Below are 13,872 nucleotides of genomic sequence, written 5' to 3' on the forward strand. Positions count from 1 at the left end.
ATGGTGAACTCTCGATACTCACTGTGCTTATTAGATCAAAGGGCTAGATCTGTGTCTAGCCCTTTTTCAACAGTCTGAGCCGGCTGAACCGGCTTTTTTTATGCAGTTAAAGCGCGTTGATAATATTTTTGCAGCTGTTGCCAGTTATCTTCAGACCAATGCAATACTTCTTGGCGACCCGCTTCTTTATTAAATGAGCGCGCGAGTCTTGCCATATTCTGCTGCTGCCAGCGCGTATCTGGCTGGCGTAGCTCTCCTCGATCAAAGTCAATCACATAGACCCGATTGTCGCTCGAAAAGAGAATATTATTAATATTGAGGTCGGCATGATATACGCCAGCGCGATGAAACTGCGCTAGGGTTGCAGCCACGGCTTTGAGTTCTGGCAGCATTAAACTGCGCGCTTGTAAACGCTCATTTAATGAATGTGCACCGGCAATGGCCGCAGTCAAAATATCACCCCGATAATAGCAGCCATGATGAGAGACTCTGGCAGCCAGAGGTTTTGGCACCGCAAGGCCAAGCTGATGGAGTTGGCACAGGAGGGCAAATTCGCGATAGACCCGAGTGTGTTTGAGCCCAAAATATAGATATTGGTCTTTCAGCAGCTTGCCAATCAGCCCACCACGCCAGTAGTGCCGCAGTACAGCCGTACCTGCTTGGCTTTTAACAAAATACACCGCGGCGCGGCCACGTTTTTCAGCGATGATAGCTCGTTTATCTCGCCAATATTCGGCGCTGAAGTGCTCAACTTGGAAATCCAACGTTGCATCGGCCAAGATCAGAGTGTGGGAGTGTTCGCTGCGCAGTTCCATAGGAGCCAAATCTGAGGGATAAAGGCGCTAGTGTACTTGTTTTTTTCATCGTCCGAAACTTGCATTGCAGTATGATTAATTTAAGATCAACGCTTATCTTAGTTAGTCTACGGGTTTAGTGTGGCAAATTCTTACCAATCCATCTGTATTCTCAGATTATCCGCCATCGGCGATGTATGTCATGCCGTTGCGGCAGTGCAGGCTATTCAAGGTGCGCATCCCGACGCCAAAATCACTTGGGTGATAGGCAAAGTCGAAGCCATGATGCTAGAAGGCATGCCAGGGGTTGAATTTGTCGTATTTGATAAAAGACAAGGTAAAGCCGCTTTTAAAGCTTTAAGCAAGACCTTTAAAGGTCGAAAATTTGATGTGCTGCTACACATGCAAGTGGCACTAAGAGCGAATCTTGTGGCGCGCTGTATTCCCGCCAAAGTGAAAATCGGCTTTGATAAAGGCCGTTCCAAAGAATTGCATAGTTTGTTTATTAATCAGCGTATTGCTAAGCAATCTGAACCTCATGTACTAGAAGGCTTTGCTGAGTTCGCCCGTACTATAGGCGCTGAATTGAAAGCACCAAGCTGGCAAATGCCAGTGACTGAGGCGGATTATCAAGTAGCAGATGAACTATTAAGCGGACTTGAACGCGTATTGGTGATTGCCCCTGCGGCGAGTAAAGCAGAGCGTAATTGGTTGCCAGAGCGCTACGCGCAACTTGCCGAGCATGCCCATCAACAAGGTTTTAATGTGGTGCTCAGTGGTGGCCCCACTATGATGGAAACTACTCTGGCCGATAGTATTATGGCCGCAAGTAAAGCGCCAATTCGTAATTTAGTGGGTAAAACTTCACTAAAACAGCTGCTCTGTGTGTTACATCGCGCCAAATTAGTGGTTGCACCAGACACCGGACCTGCCCATATGGCGGTCACTATGGGGACTCCAGTGATTGGTCTATATGCGCACTCTAACCCTAAACGCACTGGGCCTTATTTATATCAGGACTACGTGGTTGAGGTATATCACCGCAACCTCAAGGCTCAAAAAGGCAAGGCCGCGTCTGAATTGGCGTGGGGGACGCGGGTAAAAGGCAGCGACTTGATGGCGCAAATCGCTACATCAGATGTCATCGCTATGTTCGATAAAGTCGTTGCGAAGGAGCTGTTGTAATGCATAAAGCCGTGTTCCTTGATAGAGATGGGGTGATAAACGAAGATCATGCCTATGTGCACCAACCGCAAGACTTCCATTTTATTGCTGGGGTTTTTAGCGCATGTCAGCAATTACAAGCTTTAGGTTACAAGCTGGTGGTCGTGACTAATCAATCTGGGATTGGACGTGGCTATTATGATGAGGCGCAGTTTCAGCAACTTACCGAGTGGATGAAGGCACAATTTGCCGCCCATCAAATAGAGATTGCTGGGGTATATTTTTGTCCGCATCATCCTAAAAATGCCCAAGTACAATATCGACAAGACTGCGATTGCCGTAAGCCATTCCCAGGTATGTTGTTGCAAGCCGCCAAAGAACTCGAACTCGATCTAGCCAACAGTGTGATGGTAGGAGATAAAGCGTCGGATATGGAAGCGGCTTTGGCCGCCGGCGTACCGCAGCGCTTTTTGGTGCGTTCTGGTCAAGCCTTGAGTAATGATTGCGCTGCGACTGCTACGGCGGTGGTTGAGAGTTTAGCTGACGTACCAGCGCGGTTAGTGGTCTAACCACTGCCGAAAACCATAAAATAGGCGACGAACGGTCGTCACTGGCCGTGCATTAAGCAACATAACCTTTTAAAATAGGCGCAATAGCGTTTAATGATCTCAAATATACCCCATTACTTGGCGTCGCCGGTAGACAACACCGCTAAGGTATCAAGTAGTTAGGGGATAAGTAATGAAAGATAACCATACCAATTCTAGCTCTGTCATACAGAGTTAGCCGTGCAAATATGGAGACAACAATGCGAGCAGCGGCATTTTACAGCCAACTACAGCAGCAAATTGAAGAAGTAAAGGCTGAAGGTTTATACAAGAACGAACGTATCATCACCTCACAGCAACAAGCGGAAATCGCCGTTGCATCAGGTGAAAAAGTGATTAACTTTTGTGCCAACAACTATCTTGGTTTAGCGAATCATCCAACTTTAATAGCTGCAGCTCAGCAAGGTTTGAATGACCATGGTTTTGGTGTGGCGTCAGTACGCTTTATTTGCGGTACTCAAGACATCCATAAAACTCTAGAAGCGCGCATCAGTGAATTCCTGCAAATGGAAGACACTATCCTTTACTCATCTTGCTTTGACGCCAACGCAGGTTTATTTGAAACCTTGTTAGGCCCAGAAGACGCGATTATCTCGGACTCGTTAAACCATGCTTCTATTATTGATGGCGTGCGTTTATGTAAAGCTCAGCGTTTCCGCTATGCTAACAATGATATGGCCGATTTGGAGCAGCAACTTATTGCTGCTGATGCAGCTGGCGTAAAAACTAAGTTGATTGCGACAGATGGCGTGTTCTCGATGGACGGCGTGATCTGTAACTTAAAAGCGGTATGTGACTTAGCAGACAAATATGATGCGTTAGTGATGGTGGATGACTCACACGCGGTTGGTTTTGTTGGCGAAAATGGCCGTGGCACGCCAGAATACTGTGGTGTGATGGGTCGCGTTGATATTATTACCGGTACTTTAGGTAAGGCACTCGGTGGTGCATCAGGTGGTTATACTGCTGGCCGTAAAGAGATTGTCGAATGGCTACGTCAACGTTCACGTCCATATTTGTTCTCAAACTCGCTTGCGCCTTCAATCGTTACTGCATCAATTAAAGTGCTAGAAATGTTAGCCGAAGGCAAAGCACTGCGTGACCAATTATGGCAAAACGCAGCTTATTTCCGTACGCAAATGGAAGCAGCTGGTTTTACTTGTGCAGGTAAAGACCATGCCATTATCCCAGTTATGCTAGGTGATGCTAAAATTGCAGCAACCATGGCAGACAAATTACTCGCTGAAGGTATTTACGTGACAGGGTTCTCGTTCCCAGTCGTACCAAAAGGTCAGGCGCGGATCCGCACGCAAATTTCTGCTGCGCATACCAGAGCGCAATTGGATAAAGCCATCGCAGCCTTTACCCGCATTGGTAAAGAACTGGGTGTGATTTAATGTTTAGCGGCGGCACTAGCCGCCGTATTTGCTAAGAGTGTGAACATGAAAGCATTATCGAAATTAAAATCGGAACCTGGGATCTGGATGACCGAAGCGCCTAAACCGGAAGTAGGCCACAACGATCTATTGATCAAAATCCGCAAAACCGCGATTTGCGGAACGGATGTACATATTTATAAATGGGACGATTGGGCGCAAAAGACCATTCCGGTACCTATGGTCGTGGGTCACGAATACGTCGGTGAAGTGGTTGACATGGGTCAAGAAGTGCGTGGCTTTAAAGTCGGCGACCGCGTTTCTGGCGAAGGCCACATCACATGTGGTTATTGCCGTAACTGCCGTGCGGGTCGAGTACATTTATGCCGTAACACCATAGGTGTAGGTGTTAACCGTGAAGGTTCATTTGCGGAATATTTGGTTATTCCTGCGTTCAACGCGTTCAAGATCCCAGATAATATTCCTGATGAGTTAGCAGCAATTTTCGACCCATTTGGTAATGCAGTACACACCGCGCTATCTTTTGACCTAGTGGGTGAAGACGTGCTTATTACTGGCGCTGGCCCGATTGGTATTATGGCTGCGGCAGTGGCTAAGCACGTTGGTGCTCGCCACGTGGTGATCACCGATGTGAACGAATACCGCCTTGAGTTAGCACGCAAAATGGGTGCGACACGCGCGGTGAATATTGCCAATGAAAACCTCAAAGATGTGATGAAAGAGTTGGGCATGACTGAAGGCTTTGACATTGGTTTAGAAATGTCTGGTGTACCAGCAGCGTTCAGCAGCATGCTAAACAGCATGAACCACGGTGGTAAGATTGCCATGCTAGGTATTCCACCATCTGACATGGCAATTGACTGGAACCAAGTTATTTTCAAAGGCTTAGTGATCAAAGGTATCTATGGTCGTGAAATGTTTGAAACTTGGTATAAAATGGCCAGCTTAATCCAATCCGGTTTAGATTTAAGCCCGATTATCACTCATCACTTCCATGTTGATGATTTCCAGCAAGGCTTTGATACTATGATCTCTGGTCAATCAGGCAAAGTCATTTTAAACTGGGACTAAGTTTGTTTTAGTCAACGCGTCCGCACCAGCCCCACGGAGTTGGTGCTATACACGCGCCCAGCCAAGTTCGTTTTAGAGGTAGCATGGCAATTAAACACATTTCGGTTGCGGACGTTCGCAGTCAACTTGAGCAAGGACATTTGGTGATAGCAGATATTCGCGATCCAAATTCATTTGCACAAGGCCACATTCCAGGTTCAGTACATTTATCAAACGCTAGCATTGGTCAATTTATGCAAGAGCAAGAGTTTGAAACGCCTATCGTAGTAGTGTGCTATCACGGGATAAGCTCACAAGGCGCGGCAAATTATTTGCTTGAACAAGGCTTTGAAAACGTATCCAGCATGGATGGGGGTTTTACCCAGTGGGCGACACAGTGTCCGGATTGCGTCGAGAGCTAGTACTCCTCGGTGAATACCATCAACCACGACTCTTGCAGGGCGTGGTTGATTATCTGCAACTGCAAAAAATTGTGGTAGTGGTCGAGCCAATTGACCCACAGCGTGCGCAAGTCTATGTTGATGCTGCCCAATTGGACTCTGCCCGCGTTATTTGGCAGCAATTTCTCAACGATCCTCATGCCTCTTGTTTTGCCGAGGCGGCTTGGCAGCTAGGTCGTAGTGACACCATTTTTCAGTATCAAGGCCAAAGTCTCAATTTAGTTAAACGTGCGTTGGCATTAAACCCTTTCGTTGCCTTGATTGGCGTGATGTGTTTGGCGATTTTTGTCGCGCTCAACTTTGTTGCCCCAAACTCAGTATTTGCTGCATTTAAGTTTAATCCTGAACTGGCATACCGTTGGTTGACACCCGCGCTCCTACATTTTGGTGCACTACACTTAATTTTCAACTTGATGTGGTGGTTATATTTAGGGGATAAACTTGCCAAACGCTACGGAACACTACTGATCGTCACATTATCTATTGGTAGTGCTGCGATTAGCAATTGGGCGCAGTATTTAATGGTCGACGGCAATTTTGGTGGCCTAAGCGGTGTGGTTTATGCGCTGTTTGGCTTTGCTTGGGTTGTCGGATTACGCGACAAGCAAACCCCAGTTTTAATCCAAAAGCCTTTGTTCGGGTTTATGTTATTGTGGTTGGTATTTGGTTTTACCGATCTGTTCTTCATCAGTATGGCGAATTGGGCACACTTATTTGGTCTGTTGAGTGGAGCGCTGCTCGGCGCACTCTGGCCGTGTGTTAAGCTTAATGATACAAGTACTTCGTAAATAACACTTCGCGAATAATCTCATCGCCAGTTTCATCTTTCAGTAAGGCTTTCAGCTTTTCTGCGCAACGTTTGCGGATCTCTTCGCGTCCGGTGAGGGATTTGATCGATTCTTCCGGCTCTTTACTGAGGATCTGAACGATTGCATCACGTAATAACGGGGTATGGTGTTCGACTACTGCAATATTAGCTACATCGTTTAGCATGAGATCAACAGTAACCCGCACATAACCCAGCTTTTTCGCCGATTGGCCAATATAATTGGTGATAATGTCTGGTTCAAAGCCATAGTAACCCACACTTGATTCGGCGCGAACAGACCCCGAAATGGCCATTAAACACAACATAAGTGCTAGCAGATGTTTCATAATAAGTTGATATTCCTGACTAACTGATGCAATTCAGTCATAAGTGTATACGTAATTTGGCGTAAAAAACAGGGAACGCAGTGATTTGCTAAGAGTCTTTTTGCGCGCTTAAGCTAGTGTTATCATTAAGCTGTGTTTTACTCATGAAGATTAGATAGTTTTGCAGATTTTTCCATTGTCTTTGGATGCAACTTGGCAGCAGGTTGAATCGCCACAACTGTGCCACGACACCTTTCCTGCTTCTTTACATGATTGGTTAACTGAGCCTTGCTCATTAACCGCGAAGCTTAAAAGCCACTGTCGCCACTTTGCGGTGGAAGTGCTGAACGAGCAACTAGCACTAGCCCCACATGCGCTTGGGTGGGCCGATGGCTTTTCACAGCAATCTATGTGGTGCCGCGAAGTACTGCTGTGGTGTGATGGCAAGCCAGTGGTGTATGGACAAAGCTGGATCCCGCAAACACTCCTTACGATGACAAAACTAGGTAACACGCCACTTGGGGAAGTGCTCTTTCAAGAACCGCGTTGGACACGCAAAGGGATTGAGATTGCTACGCTTAATGGACCATTGAAGCCGTTATTGCTACGTTTAGCACTAGAGGTGCGCCAGAAATATGCGAGGCGCAGTGTATTTGAGCAAGGTCAGCAGCAAATGTTGGTCTGTGAAGTGTTTTTAACGGAGACTCCATGTCGTTAACTATGCCCTTGAAAAAGCAAAACTGGCTTTATTACCAACAACTGATGCGTACCGACAAACCTATCGGCACGTTTTTGCTGCTGTGGCCAACGTTATGGGCATTGTGGATAGCAAATCAAGGTTGGCCGAGTTTAAAACTTATAGTGGTGTTTACGCTGGGCGTGTTTTTAATGCGCAGCGCCGGTTGTGTGATTAACGACTTTGCCGACCGAAAAGTAGATGGGTCAGTCAAACGCACCGCTGCGCGTCCACTTGCCAGTGGTAAAGTCAGTACAACAGAGGCCTTGATGTTGTTTGCCATATTGGTAGGAATTGCGTTTTTACTGGTGTTGACCCTCAATTGGCAAACTATTGCTTTGTCGGTTGGGGCATTAGCTATTGCCTCGCTTTACCCATTTATGAAGCGTTTTACTCATTTACCACAATTTGTTCTTGGCGCTGCATTTAGTTGGGGTATCCCGATGACTTTTACTGCAAGTGGCGCAGAACTGAGCACGTTAGCTTGGGTGCTGTTTGTGGCAAATGTGCTTTGGACTGTAGCCTACGATACCATGTATGCAATGGTCGATAGAGACGACGATGTCGTTGTAGGCATTAAATCAACCGCGATTCTATTTGGTCAGCTGGATCGTCATGTCATTTTCATTCTCAATGCTACGTTCATTGCAATGATGGGCTGGGTTGGCGTGACACTAGAATTTAATTTCAGTTATTGGTTGGCAATGTCAGTGGCAGTAGCGCTACTACTTTATCAGCAGCAACTGATAGTAAAAAGACAGCGCGACCCCTGCTTTAAAGCATTTCTCAACAATCACTATGTAGGATTGGCATTATTTACAGGGGTAGCTTTGCAGTATGTAAGATTTTAACTTACATACTGTTTTGTTTGTGCCGTGCGTTCAATCAAAGATAATAAATGCGAAATATAATTGCTGGCACCTAAATTACGGTTGGTTTGCACCACCAAATGTTCCTGTTCCATGGCCTTATTGGTTTTCAGTAGCACTAAATTTGGGTCTTGAGCTACTGTTTTAGCGTGTTCAATACTGGCAATAGCAAAACTAGTACTAGATTTCAGTCCTTGGATCACTTGTTCGATGTTGCCAATTTTAACGCTAGTCGATTTGTTCAAACCTTCAATGACTTCATTTAGCATGTTTTGAACTTGCTTCGACTGTGAGAAACAACCAAACATTGAATAGTGCAATAACTCTTCACGGCGAATAGTGTCTTTACTGGCTAGAGGATGATGTTTAGCAACAAACATAATCAATTGATCCGGTAAATGCACATCGCTTTCAATCTGACAGGCTTTTTGTAAAAACACGCTGATGTCGATTTCGCCTAACTGCAGCTTACGACTTAGCTCGTTTTCGTCCTGTAGTTGCATTTCAATTTTCACATTTGGGTAGTCAGCCAAAAATTGACCGCAAGATAACGGTACGATCTGACTGGCTTGATTGGTGTAACCAATCACCAAACGTTGTTGATCTCGACCAAATAAGCTTTGATGGATCTGCTTTTTGGTATGTTCCAATTCCGCGAGGGTATTCTTGCAATAAACAAGGAATAACTCGCCTTGTTCAGTTAATTTAACTGAACGGGTTGAGCGTTTCACTAATTCGCAACCAATTTCTTCTTCCAGCGTCTGGATACTACGGGTTAACGCAGAAGTACTGATATTGGTTTGCTCAGCAGCTTGTCTAAAATGACGAAGGTTGCCCAACGCCAAAAATTGCTCGAGTTGTTCAAATCTCATAAGAAATTCCTTTTAATTCCTGTTAAAACGCACTGTTGTGCATTGTTACTGATTCTACTACAACAGATGTTTTGAGAAAAGTGAATTCTTTTACAATAAAGTTACAAAATTAATCAGGGTAAGCCTCTTTAATTTTGATGAATTTATCTATATTCGCAATAAAAAGCTCCACTAAAATTGGATCAAAATGTTTCCCTTTTTCAGATATTATCAAGCTAACTATTTGATCTATCGGCCATGCGGGTTTGTAACAACGATCGCTACCAAGGGCATCAAATACATCGGCCAGTGCAGTTATTCGCCCAACTATGTCGATCTGCTCACCAATCAACCCTTGCGGATAACCACTACCATCCCATTTTTCATGATGTTGATGGGCGATATTAGCACCACATTGGAGTATTTCATTTTGAGAATTTCTCAATATCTCGTACCCTATTTGGGCATGAGATTGCATAATTGTCCACTCTTCTGCGTCTAATCTACCGGGTTTATTCAATATTCGGTCTGGAATGCTTATCTTGCCAACATCATGTAGTGGTGACGCAAGCTTGATAATTTCTGCTTCATAGTGGTTAAGGCCAACTAATTGAGCAAGCAATTCGCTATAGTGTGCAACTCGTTTTACGTGTGATCCGGTTTCTTTGGAACGTTTCTCCACTGCTTCACCGAGAATATACGATAATTCTTTTTGTGACTCTTTAACTGTCTCTCGTAACCGTAAATTATCGTAAGCCAACGCAATATTATTGGCAAAAAACTCCAACAATTGGCAGTCAGTAGCTTGTAGCCTTGATTGCTTACTGACATACAACATAGTTTCTACCCCACCTTGAGTCGGGAAGTAACCAACGTATTCGTTTTCGGTCTTGCTGGATGTTTTACGATTATGGGTTTCTATAAACAAATTTTTAACATTCTGCGGGATATCATTGTTATGTGGCTCAACGTCTACACCCGAAGCGGCTAACAATTTAAAATCAGTGGCAGATTGAGTTTGGCTGTTAACTGCTGCAGCGCAATATATTTCGCTGTCGTGAATGCCCATCACATCAGTGACATGTTCTAAAATAGTGGATGCAAACTCTCTGACACTGTCGCATTTTAAAAACGATGATGAGGCATTAATAATACGTTCCAATCCAGATTTATGCCTTTCAATGGTTTTTATGTCGCGATGGGAGCGTAAGGCTGAATAGAGTAAGGTTTTTAGCTTAACCGCCGTCAATTCGGTTTTATTCTTGTAGTCATTAATGTCGTAGTCGCGGATCACCGCCTCTTCTGGTGCCTCACCGGGTTGGCCGGTACGCAGAATCAGGCGAATGTCTAGGTTGGCAATATCGTGGCGAATGAAATGAACAAGCTCAAGACCCGCGTGATTATTTTCCATTACCACGTCTATTAAACCAACTGAAATATCATTTTGCGCCCCTAGCAGCTGTTTAGCTTCCGCTGCGGAATAGGCGTGATGAAAGTGTAAGGCTTTGTTTTCAAATTTAAAATCAGCCAGCACTAAGCGCGTAACCTGATGAATGTCTTCTTCATCGTCGACGATTAGGATATGCCATTTATCGGCTTCAACTTCCGGATTCGATTCGTGACTAAAGTCTTCATCTGTAAACAAAAAGCTATTCACTCGACCTACCTGACTTAACTAACTTTCTGTCTGAGTATAGTCAGAGGTTAAATAAACTGCTCATTTCTGTATTGGTTTTTTCTCAATATTTCGCAGTTCTATGGCTATTGCGTCGCAAGAAATGTGAATTTCATATAAAGATAGCAATAAAGACATAGTTAGTGCGCAGAGGCTAGCACCAAATAACCAAGTGCCAGCGGTTGGCATGGCAATAAAAACCGCAAACATGGCTAAAGTGCAAAGTAAAAATGAACCGACCCCCCAGACCTGCATTAAACGGATTAAGCGAATGCGTTTGCGGAGGTTTTCAATCTGAGCAACGACCAAAGGACGAATGGATTCACCCTCGCGAGCGTTAAGCTCACGGATCAATTGTGCCAGCACTAAAAAGCGGTTGGTATAAGCCAACAATAGTAAAGAAATAGCGGGGAACAGCAAAGCCGGAGTGGTTAAGGTCATGATTTGCTCAAATTGGTGTAGACTCAAAGAAGTAGTATAAAACATAAGGTGAAATGAATGACAACTCAAGCGTTTATCGACCCATTTTCATGGCAATGTGCCTATTTGGCAGAGCATGGGATGGAAGCGCATATAGTCTGTGGTTTATTGTCACAAGCGGGCATTCAAACGTGCTTGCAAGGCGAATTTTTACAAGGGGCATTAGGAGAAATCCCATTTATACAAACCCAAGTTAAAGTCATGGTTTATGCGATAAAATTAGCCCGTGCGCAACAAATCTTGGTAAACTATCACCAACAACCATCGACCCATTGGCAATGCCCAGCTTGCCTCGAAGAAAACGGTCCAGCATTTGACTATTGCTGGCAATGTGAGACACAAAGAACATGAATAAAGCGAATAACTTCCAGCGTATTCGAGACCTCAATTATATGCAAAAGGCGGCGTTGGCCGGTGCAATCCTTGAACGTATGTTGCCTAATTATGGTTTGTTTAGTGAGGCAACGGGTTTTGGCGATGAATCTTTGCTACGTATCGCCCTAAATGTGTGCTGGGAAAAGTTATTGCTGCCAATAAGCAAAATCAGCCTAGAAAAGCAAATTGAGAAAGTTGAGCCAAATGTGCCGGAACTAACCGATTTTGAGATGTTTGGTACTTATTTAGCCATTGATAGTGCCACGGCTTTACTTGGTTATATGCATGGCTTGATGGCCAAAGACGAACAAGAGTTTGTCAGCATTGCGAAAATTTCCCAAGCCACAGTAGCCCGCTATGTTGAGTACTTACTGGAAAGCGAGGGGCTGGAGCCGGATAACAAATTAGTTCGTGAACATCCTTTGATGCAATACGAAATCGAAGTGCTGGGTGAGATGATAGACTATGTGGAAAACATGGGACGTATCACCAGTGAATCTGTCCGTGGTTTACGCGCATTAGCGGTGCAAGACGGGCAAACTAATATCGGCTTAGAACTTAACGAACAGTAAGGAGTAGTGCGTTGCGCATTTTGGGGATCGAGTCATCCTGTGATGAAACAGGCATTGCGATTTATGATGATAAATTAGGTCTGTTAGCACATCAGCTTTACAGCCAAGTCAAAGTCCATGCTGACTACGGTGGGGTAGTGCCAGAATTGGCCTCTCGCGATCACGTGCGTAAAACCTTACCGTTAATTGAGGCAGCTTTTAAGCAAGCGGGTTGTGGTCCTGAGTCACTTGATGGCGTGGCGTATACGGCGGGTCCGGGCCTAGTTGGTGCCTTATTGGTCGGCACCTCAATTGGTCGCTCGTTAGCTTACGGCTGGGGTATTCCAGCGGTGGCAGTGCATCATATGGAAGGCCACTTATTGGCACCTATGCTAGAAGACAATGCGCCAGAATTTCCGTTTGTTGCGCTATTGGTTTCGGGTGGCCATACCATGATGGTAAAGGTGGCTGGCATTGGTCAATATCAAGTGCTTGGTGAGTCGGTAGATGACGCCGCGGGCGAAGCGTTTGACAAAACTGCTAAGCTGCTTGGATTGGACTATCCAGGTGGCCCTATGTTGGCGAAAATGGCACTTGCCGGTCATGCGGGACGTTTTGAATTTCCGCGTCCGATGACGGACAGACCGGGCTTAGATTTTAGCTTTAGTGGCCTAAAAACTGCCGCTGCTAACACTATACGTAGTGAAGGCGATGACCCGCAAACCAAAGCCGACATTGCCCATGCGTTTCAAACCGCAGTGATTGATACTTTAGCGATTAAATGTAAACGTGCCTTAAAAGAAACAGGTATTAAGCGTTTGGTGATTGCCGGTGGCGTAAGCGCCAATATTGCACTGCGCGAAAAGCTCGAACGAATGATGAAAGGCATGCAAGGCCAAGTGTATTATCCGCGCACTGAGTTTTGTACAGATAATGGCGCAATGATAGCTTATGCAGGCATGCAGCGCTTAAAAGCGGGTCAATATGCGTCTTTGGATATGAAAACGAAAGCACGTTGGCCGCTCGACAGCTTATCAGCGCTTTAATTTGTTGGTAATTTTCGGTTCTTTTCCTTGCCACAAACGCTTGATGTTGGCGCGATGGCGGAAAATGATCAGCAGGGTTAAAAATGTCACGGGTAGGGTATAAAGCGGTTTGATTAAATAGGTATAAAGCGGTGCTAAGCTCACGGTAATAATCGCTGCGAGTGACGAGTAGCGCGTTAACCATAGGATCAGTATCCAAGTGGCGACCAATAACCCTGCCAGTGACAAACCGATTGGCAACAGAGAACCAAATGCCGTCGCGACCGCTTTACCACCATTAAAATGGAAAAAGACCGGATAGATATGGCCAAGGCAAGCCGCCACGGCCACCATACCTAACCACAATGGCTCAATCGCCAAGAAGTAGGCTCCCCAGACTGGAATGGTCCCTTTCAGTACATCACCAATTAATACCAGTAGTGCCGGCAGTTTACCGCCAAGGCGCAACACGTTGGTAGCACCAGGATTATTTGAACCAGCGAAGCGCGGATCGGGCAAGCGAAAAACTCGACACACCAAAATTGCCGAGGAAATAGAACCCATTAAGTAGGCCAGAACACACATTACACCGATTAACACACGCTTCCTTATTTTTTAATCTCAGGTTTTCAGCTATTATCGCCTCTTCCTTAGTGACGGCCGACCTGTATTGAGTATTTTACAACACTGTTGTTTTATTGC

The 13,872-nt window shown here is 45.2% G+C and carries 17 protein-coding genes; 11 read left to right on the forward strand and 6 right to left on the reverse strand.

The genetic code is table 11. The features are described 5' to 3' along the window. Positions 1 to 98 precede the first annotated feature (98 nt). Positions 99 to 815, reverse strand: a complete 717-nt coding sequence (locus ACFOEE_RS16730; protein WP_377126907.1) for a 3-deoxy-D-manno-octulosonic acid kinase — start codon at positions 813 to 815, stop codon at positions 99 to 101. 120 nt (positions 816 to 935) lie between these two features. On the opposite strand from ACFOEE_RS16730, the gene ACFOEE_RS16735 reads away from it, so the two are divergent. The 6 genes from ACFOEE_RS16735 to glpG all read left to right on the forward strand — a co-directional run bounded on the left by ACFOEE_RS16735 (position 936) and on the right by glpG (position 6,262). Then, a complete protein-coding gene (locus ACFOEE_RS16735; protein WP_377126910.1) occupies positions 936 to 1,979 on the forward strand; it encodes a glycosyltransferase family 9 protein in 1,044 nt (347 codons plus the stop codon). Further along, positions 1,979 to 2,527 (forward strand): D-glycero-beta-D-manno-heptose 1,7-bisphosphate 7-phosphatase, encoded by a 549-nt coding sequence (gene gmhB / locus ACFOEE_RS16740; RefSeq protein ID WP_377126913.1) that lies wholly within the window; start codon positions 1,979 to 1,981, stop codon positions 2,525 to 2,527. Before ACFOEE_RS16735 ends, gmhB begins: the two co-directional genes overlap by 1 nt. Before the next feature lie 239 nt (positions 2,528 to 2,766). Continuing rightward, complete coding sequence (locus ACFOEE_RS16745) at positions 2,767 to 3,963, forward strand: glycine C-acetyltransferase (protein WP_377126916.1); 1,197 nt, start codon at positions 2,767 to 2,769, stop codon at positions 3,961 to 3,963. A 45-nt stretch (positions 3,964 to 4,008) separates the two neighbouring features. Continuing rightward, complete coding sequence (gene tdh, locus ACFOEE_RS16750; RefSeq protein WP_377126919.1) at positions 4,009 to 5,034, forward strand: L-threonine 3-dehydrogenase; 1,026 nt, start codon at positions 4,009 to 4,011, stop codon at positions 5,032 to 5,034. 83 nt (positions 5,035 to 5,117) lie between these two features. Next, a complete protein-coding gene (glpE, locus tag ACFOEE_RS16755) occupies positions 5,118 to 5,435 on the forward strand; it encodes a thiosulfate sulfurtransferase GlpE (protein ID WP_377126922.1) in 318 nt (105 codons plus the stop codon). Further along, the gene (gene glpG / locus ACFOEE_RS16760) at positions 5,411 to 6,262 is read left to right on the forward strand and encodes a rhomboid family intramembrane serine protease GlpG (protein ID WP_377126925.1); all 852 of its coding nucleotides are present in this window, start codon (positions 5,411 to 5,413) and stop codon (positions 6,260 to 6,262) included. Before glpE ends, glpG begins: the two co-directional genes overlap by 25 nt. Here the strand turns inward: glpG and ACFOEE_RS16765 are convergent. Continuing rightward, complete coding sequence (locus ACFOEE_RS16765; RefSeq protein ID WP_377126927.1) at positions 6,240 to 6,629, reverse strand: flagellar basal body-associated protein FliL; 390 nt, start codon at positions 6,627 to 6,629, stop codon at positions 6,240 to 6,242. The two genes, glpG and ACFOEE_RS16765, sit on opposite strands and share 23 nt — an antisense overlap. A 160-nt stretch (positions 6,630 to 6,789) precedes the next feature. Here ACFOEE_RS16765 and ACFOEE_RS16770 point away from each other — a divergent pair, with 160 nt between their 5' ends. Further along, positions 6,790 to 7,326: a chorismate--pyruvate lyase family protein gene (locus ACFOEE_RS16770; RefSeq protein WP_377126930.1), complete on the forward strand. Its 537-nt coding sequence runs from the start codon at positions 6,790 to 6,792 to the stop codon at positions 7,324 to 7,326. Beyond that, positions 7,317 to 8,195, forward strand: a complete 879-nt coding sequence (ubiA, locus tag ACFOEE_RS16775) for a 4-hydroxybenzoate octaprenyltransferase (protein ID WP_377126933.1) — start codon at positions 7,317 to 7,319, stop codon at positions 8,193 to 8,195. The genes ACFOEE_RS16770 and ubiA overlap by 10 nt, the downstream gene beginning before the upstream one ends. On the opposite strand, the gene ACFOEE_RS16780 is transcribed toward ubiA, so the two are convergent. From ACFOEE_RS16780 to ACFOEE_RS16790, 3 genes are all read right to left on the reverse strand, one after another. Then, positions 8,192 to 9,085: a LysR family transcriptional regulator gene (locus ACFOEE_RS16780; RefSeq protein WP_377126936.1), complete on the reverse strand. Its 894-nt coding sequence runs from the start codon at positions 9,083 to 9,085 to the stop codon at positions 8,192 to 8,194. The two genes, ubiA and ACFOEE_RS16780, sit on opposite strands and share 4 nt — an antisense overlap. 109 nt (positions 9,086 to 9,194) lie before the next feature. Continuing rightward, positions 9,195 to 10,721: a DUF3369 domain-containing protein gene (locus tag ACFOEE_RS16785; RefSeq protein WP_377126939.1), complete on the reverse strand. Its 1,527-nt coding sequence runs from the start codon at positions 10,719 to 10,721 to the stop codon at positions 9,195 to 9,197. Between the two features lie 60 nt (positions 10,722 to 10,781). Continuing rightward, complete coding sequence (locus tag ACFOEE_RS16790; RefSeq protein WP_377126942.1) at positions 10,782 to 11,180, reverse strand: DUF2721 domain-containing protein; 399 nt, start codon at positions 11,178 to 11,180, stop codon at positions 10,782 to 10,784. Positions 11,181 to 11,237: 57 nt separating this feature from the next. On the opposite strand from ACFOEE_RS16790, the gene ACFOEE_RS16795 reads away from it, so the two are divergent. From ACFOEE_RS16795 to tsaD, 3 genes are read left to right on the forward strand one after another with little or no spacing between them, the layout of a single operon-like run. Next, positions 11,238 to 11,570 carry a putative signal transducing protein gene (locus ACFOEE_RS16795; protein ID WP_377126945.1) on the forward strand — a complete coding sequence of 111 codons (333 nt, stop codon included), beginning with the start codon at positions 11,238 to 11,240 and terminating at the stop codon, positions 11,568 to 11,570. After that, positions 11,567 to 12,166 (forward strand): YjaG family protein, encoded by a 600-nt coding sequence (locus ACFOEE_RS16800; RefSeq protein WP_377126948.1) that lies wholly within the window; start codon positions 11,567 to 11,569, stop codon positions 12,164 to 12,166. Before ACFOEE_RS16795 ends, ACFOEE_RS16800 begins: the two co-directional genes overlap by 4 nt. Before the next feature lie 11 nt (positions 12,167 to 12,177). Beyond that, positions 12,178 to 13,191 (forward strand): tRNA (adenosine(37)-N6)-threonylcarbamoyltransferase complex transferase subunit TsaD, encoded by a 1,014-nt coding sequence (gene tsaD / locus ACFOEE_RS16805; RefSeq protein ID WP_377126951.1) that lies wholly within the window; start codon positions 12,178 to 12,180, stop codon positions 13,189 to 13,191. Here tsaD and plsY read toward each other — a convergent pair. Then, entirely contained in the window at positions 13,180 to 13,755 is a 576-nt protein-coding gene (plsY, locus tag ACFOEE_RS16810) for a glycerol-3-phosphate 1-O-acyltransferase PlsY (protein ID WP_377126999.1), read from the reverse strand. The two genes, tsaD and plsY, sit on opposite strands and share 12 nt — an antisense overlap. Positions 13,756 to 13,872: the final 117 nt, after the last annotated feature.

Origin of the sequence: Pseudoalteromonas fenneropenaei (assembly GCF_042643375.1) — a bacterium.
Classification (GTDB): domain Bacteria; phylum Pseudomonadota; class Gammaproteobacteria; order Enterobacterales; family Alteromonadaceae; genus Pseudoalteromonas; species Pseudoalteromonas fenneropenaei.

Excerpts from the sequence above, each read along its gene's own strand:
- ACFOEE_RS16730 (WP_377126907.1), bottom strand. The coding sequence starts at position 815 with ATGGAACTGCGCAGCGAACACTCCCACACTCTGATCTTGGCCGATGCA.
- gmhB (WP_377126913.1), top strand. The coding sequence starts at position 1,979 with ATGCATAAAGCCGTGTTCCTTGATAGAGATGGGGTGATAAACGAAGAT.
- ACFOEE_RS16745 (WP_377126916.1), top strand. The coding sequence starts at position 2,767 with ATGCGAGCAGCGGCATTTTACAGCCAACTACAGCAGCAAATTGAAGAA.
- tdh (WP_377126919.1), top strand. The coding sequence starts at position 4,009 with ATGAAAGCATTATCGAAATTAAAATCGGAACCTGGGATCTGGATGACC.
- glpE (WP_377126922.1), top strand. The coding sequence starts at position 5,118 with ATGGCAATTAAACACATTTCGGTTGCGGACGTTCGCAGTCAACTTGAG.
- ACFOEE_RS16765 (WP_377126927.1), bottom strand. The coding sequence starts at position 6,629 with ATGAAACATCTGCTAGCACTTATGTTGTGTTTAATGGCCATTTCGGGG.
- ubiA (WP_377126933.1), top strand. The coding sequence starts at position 7,317 with ATGTCGTTAACTATGCCCTTGAAAAAGCAAAACTGGCTTTATTACCAA.
- ACFOEE_RS16780 (WP_377126936.1), bottom strand. The coding sequence starts at position 9,085 with ATGAGATTTGAACAACTCGAGCAATTTTTGGCGTTGGGCAACCTTCGT.
- ACFOEE_RS16790 (WP_377126942.1), bottom strand. The coding sequence starts at position 11,180 with ATGACCTTAACCACTCCGGCTTTGCTGTTCCCCGCTATTTCTTTACTA.
- ACFOEE_RS16795 (WP_377126945.1), top strand. The coding sequence starts at position 11,238 with ATGACAACTCAAGCGTTTATCGACCCATTTTCATGGCAATGTGCCTAT.
- ACFOEE_RS16800 (WP_377126948.1), top strand. The coding sequence starts at position 11,567 with ATGAATAAAGCGAATAACTTCCAGCGTATTCGAGACCTCAATTATATG.
- plsY (WP_377126999.1), bottom strand. The coding sequence starts at position 13,755 with ATGTGTGTTCTGGCCTACTTAATGGGTTCTATTTCCTCGGCAATTTTG.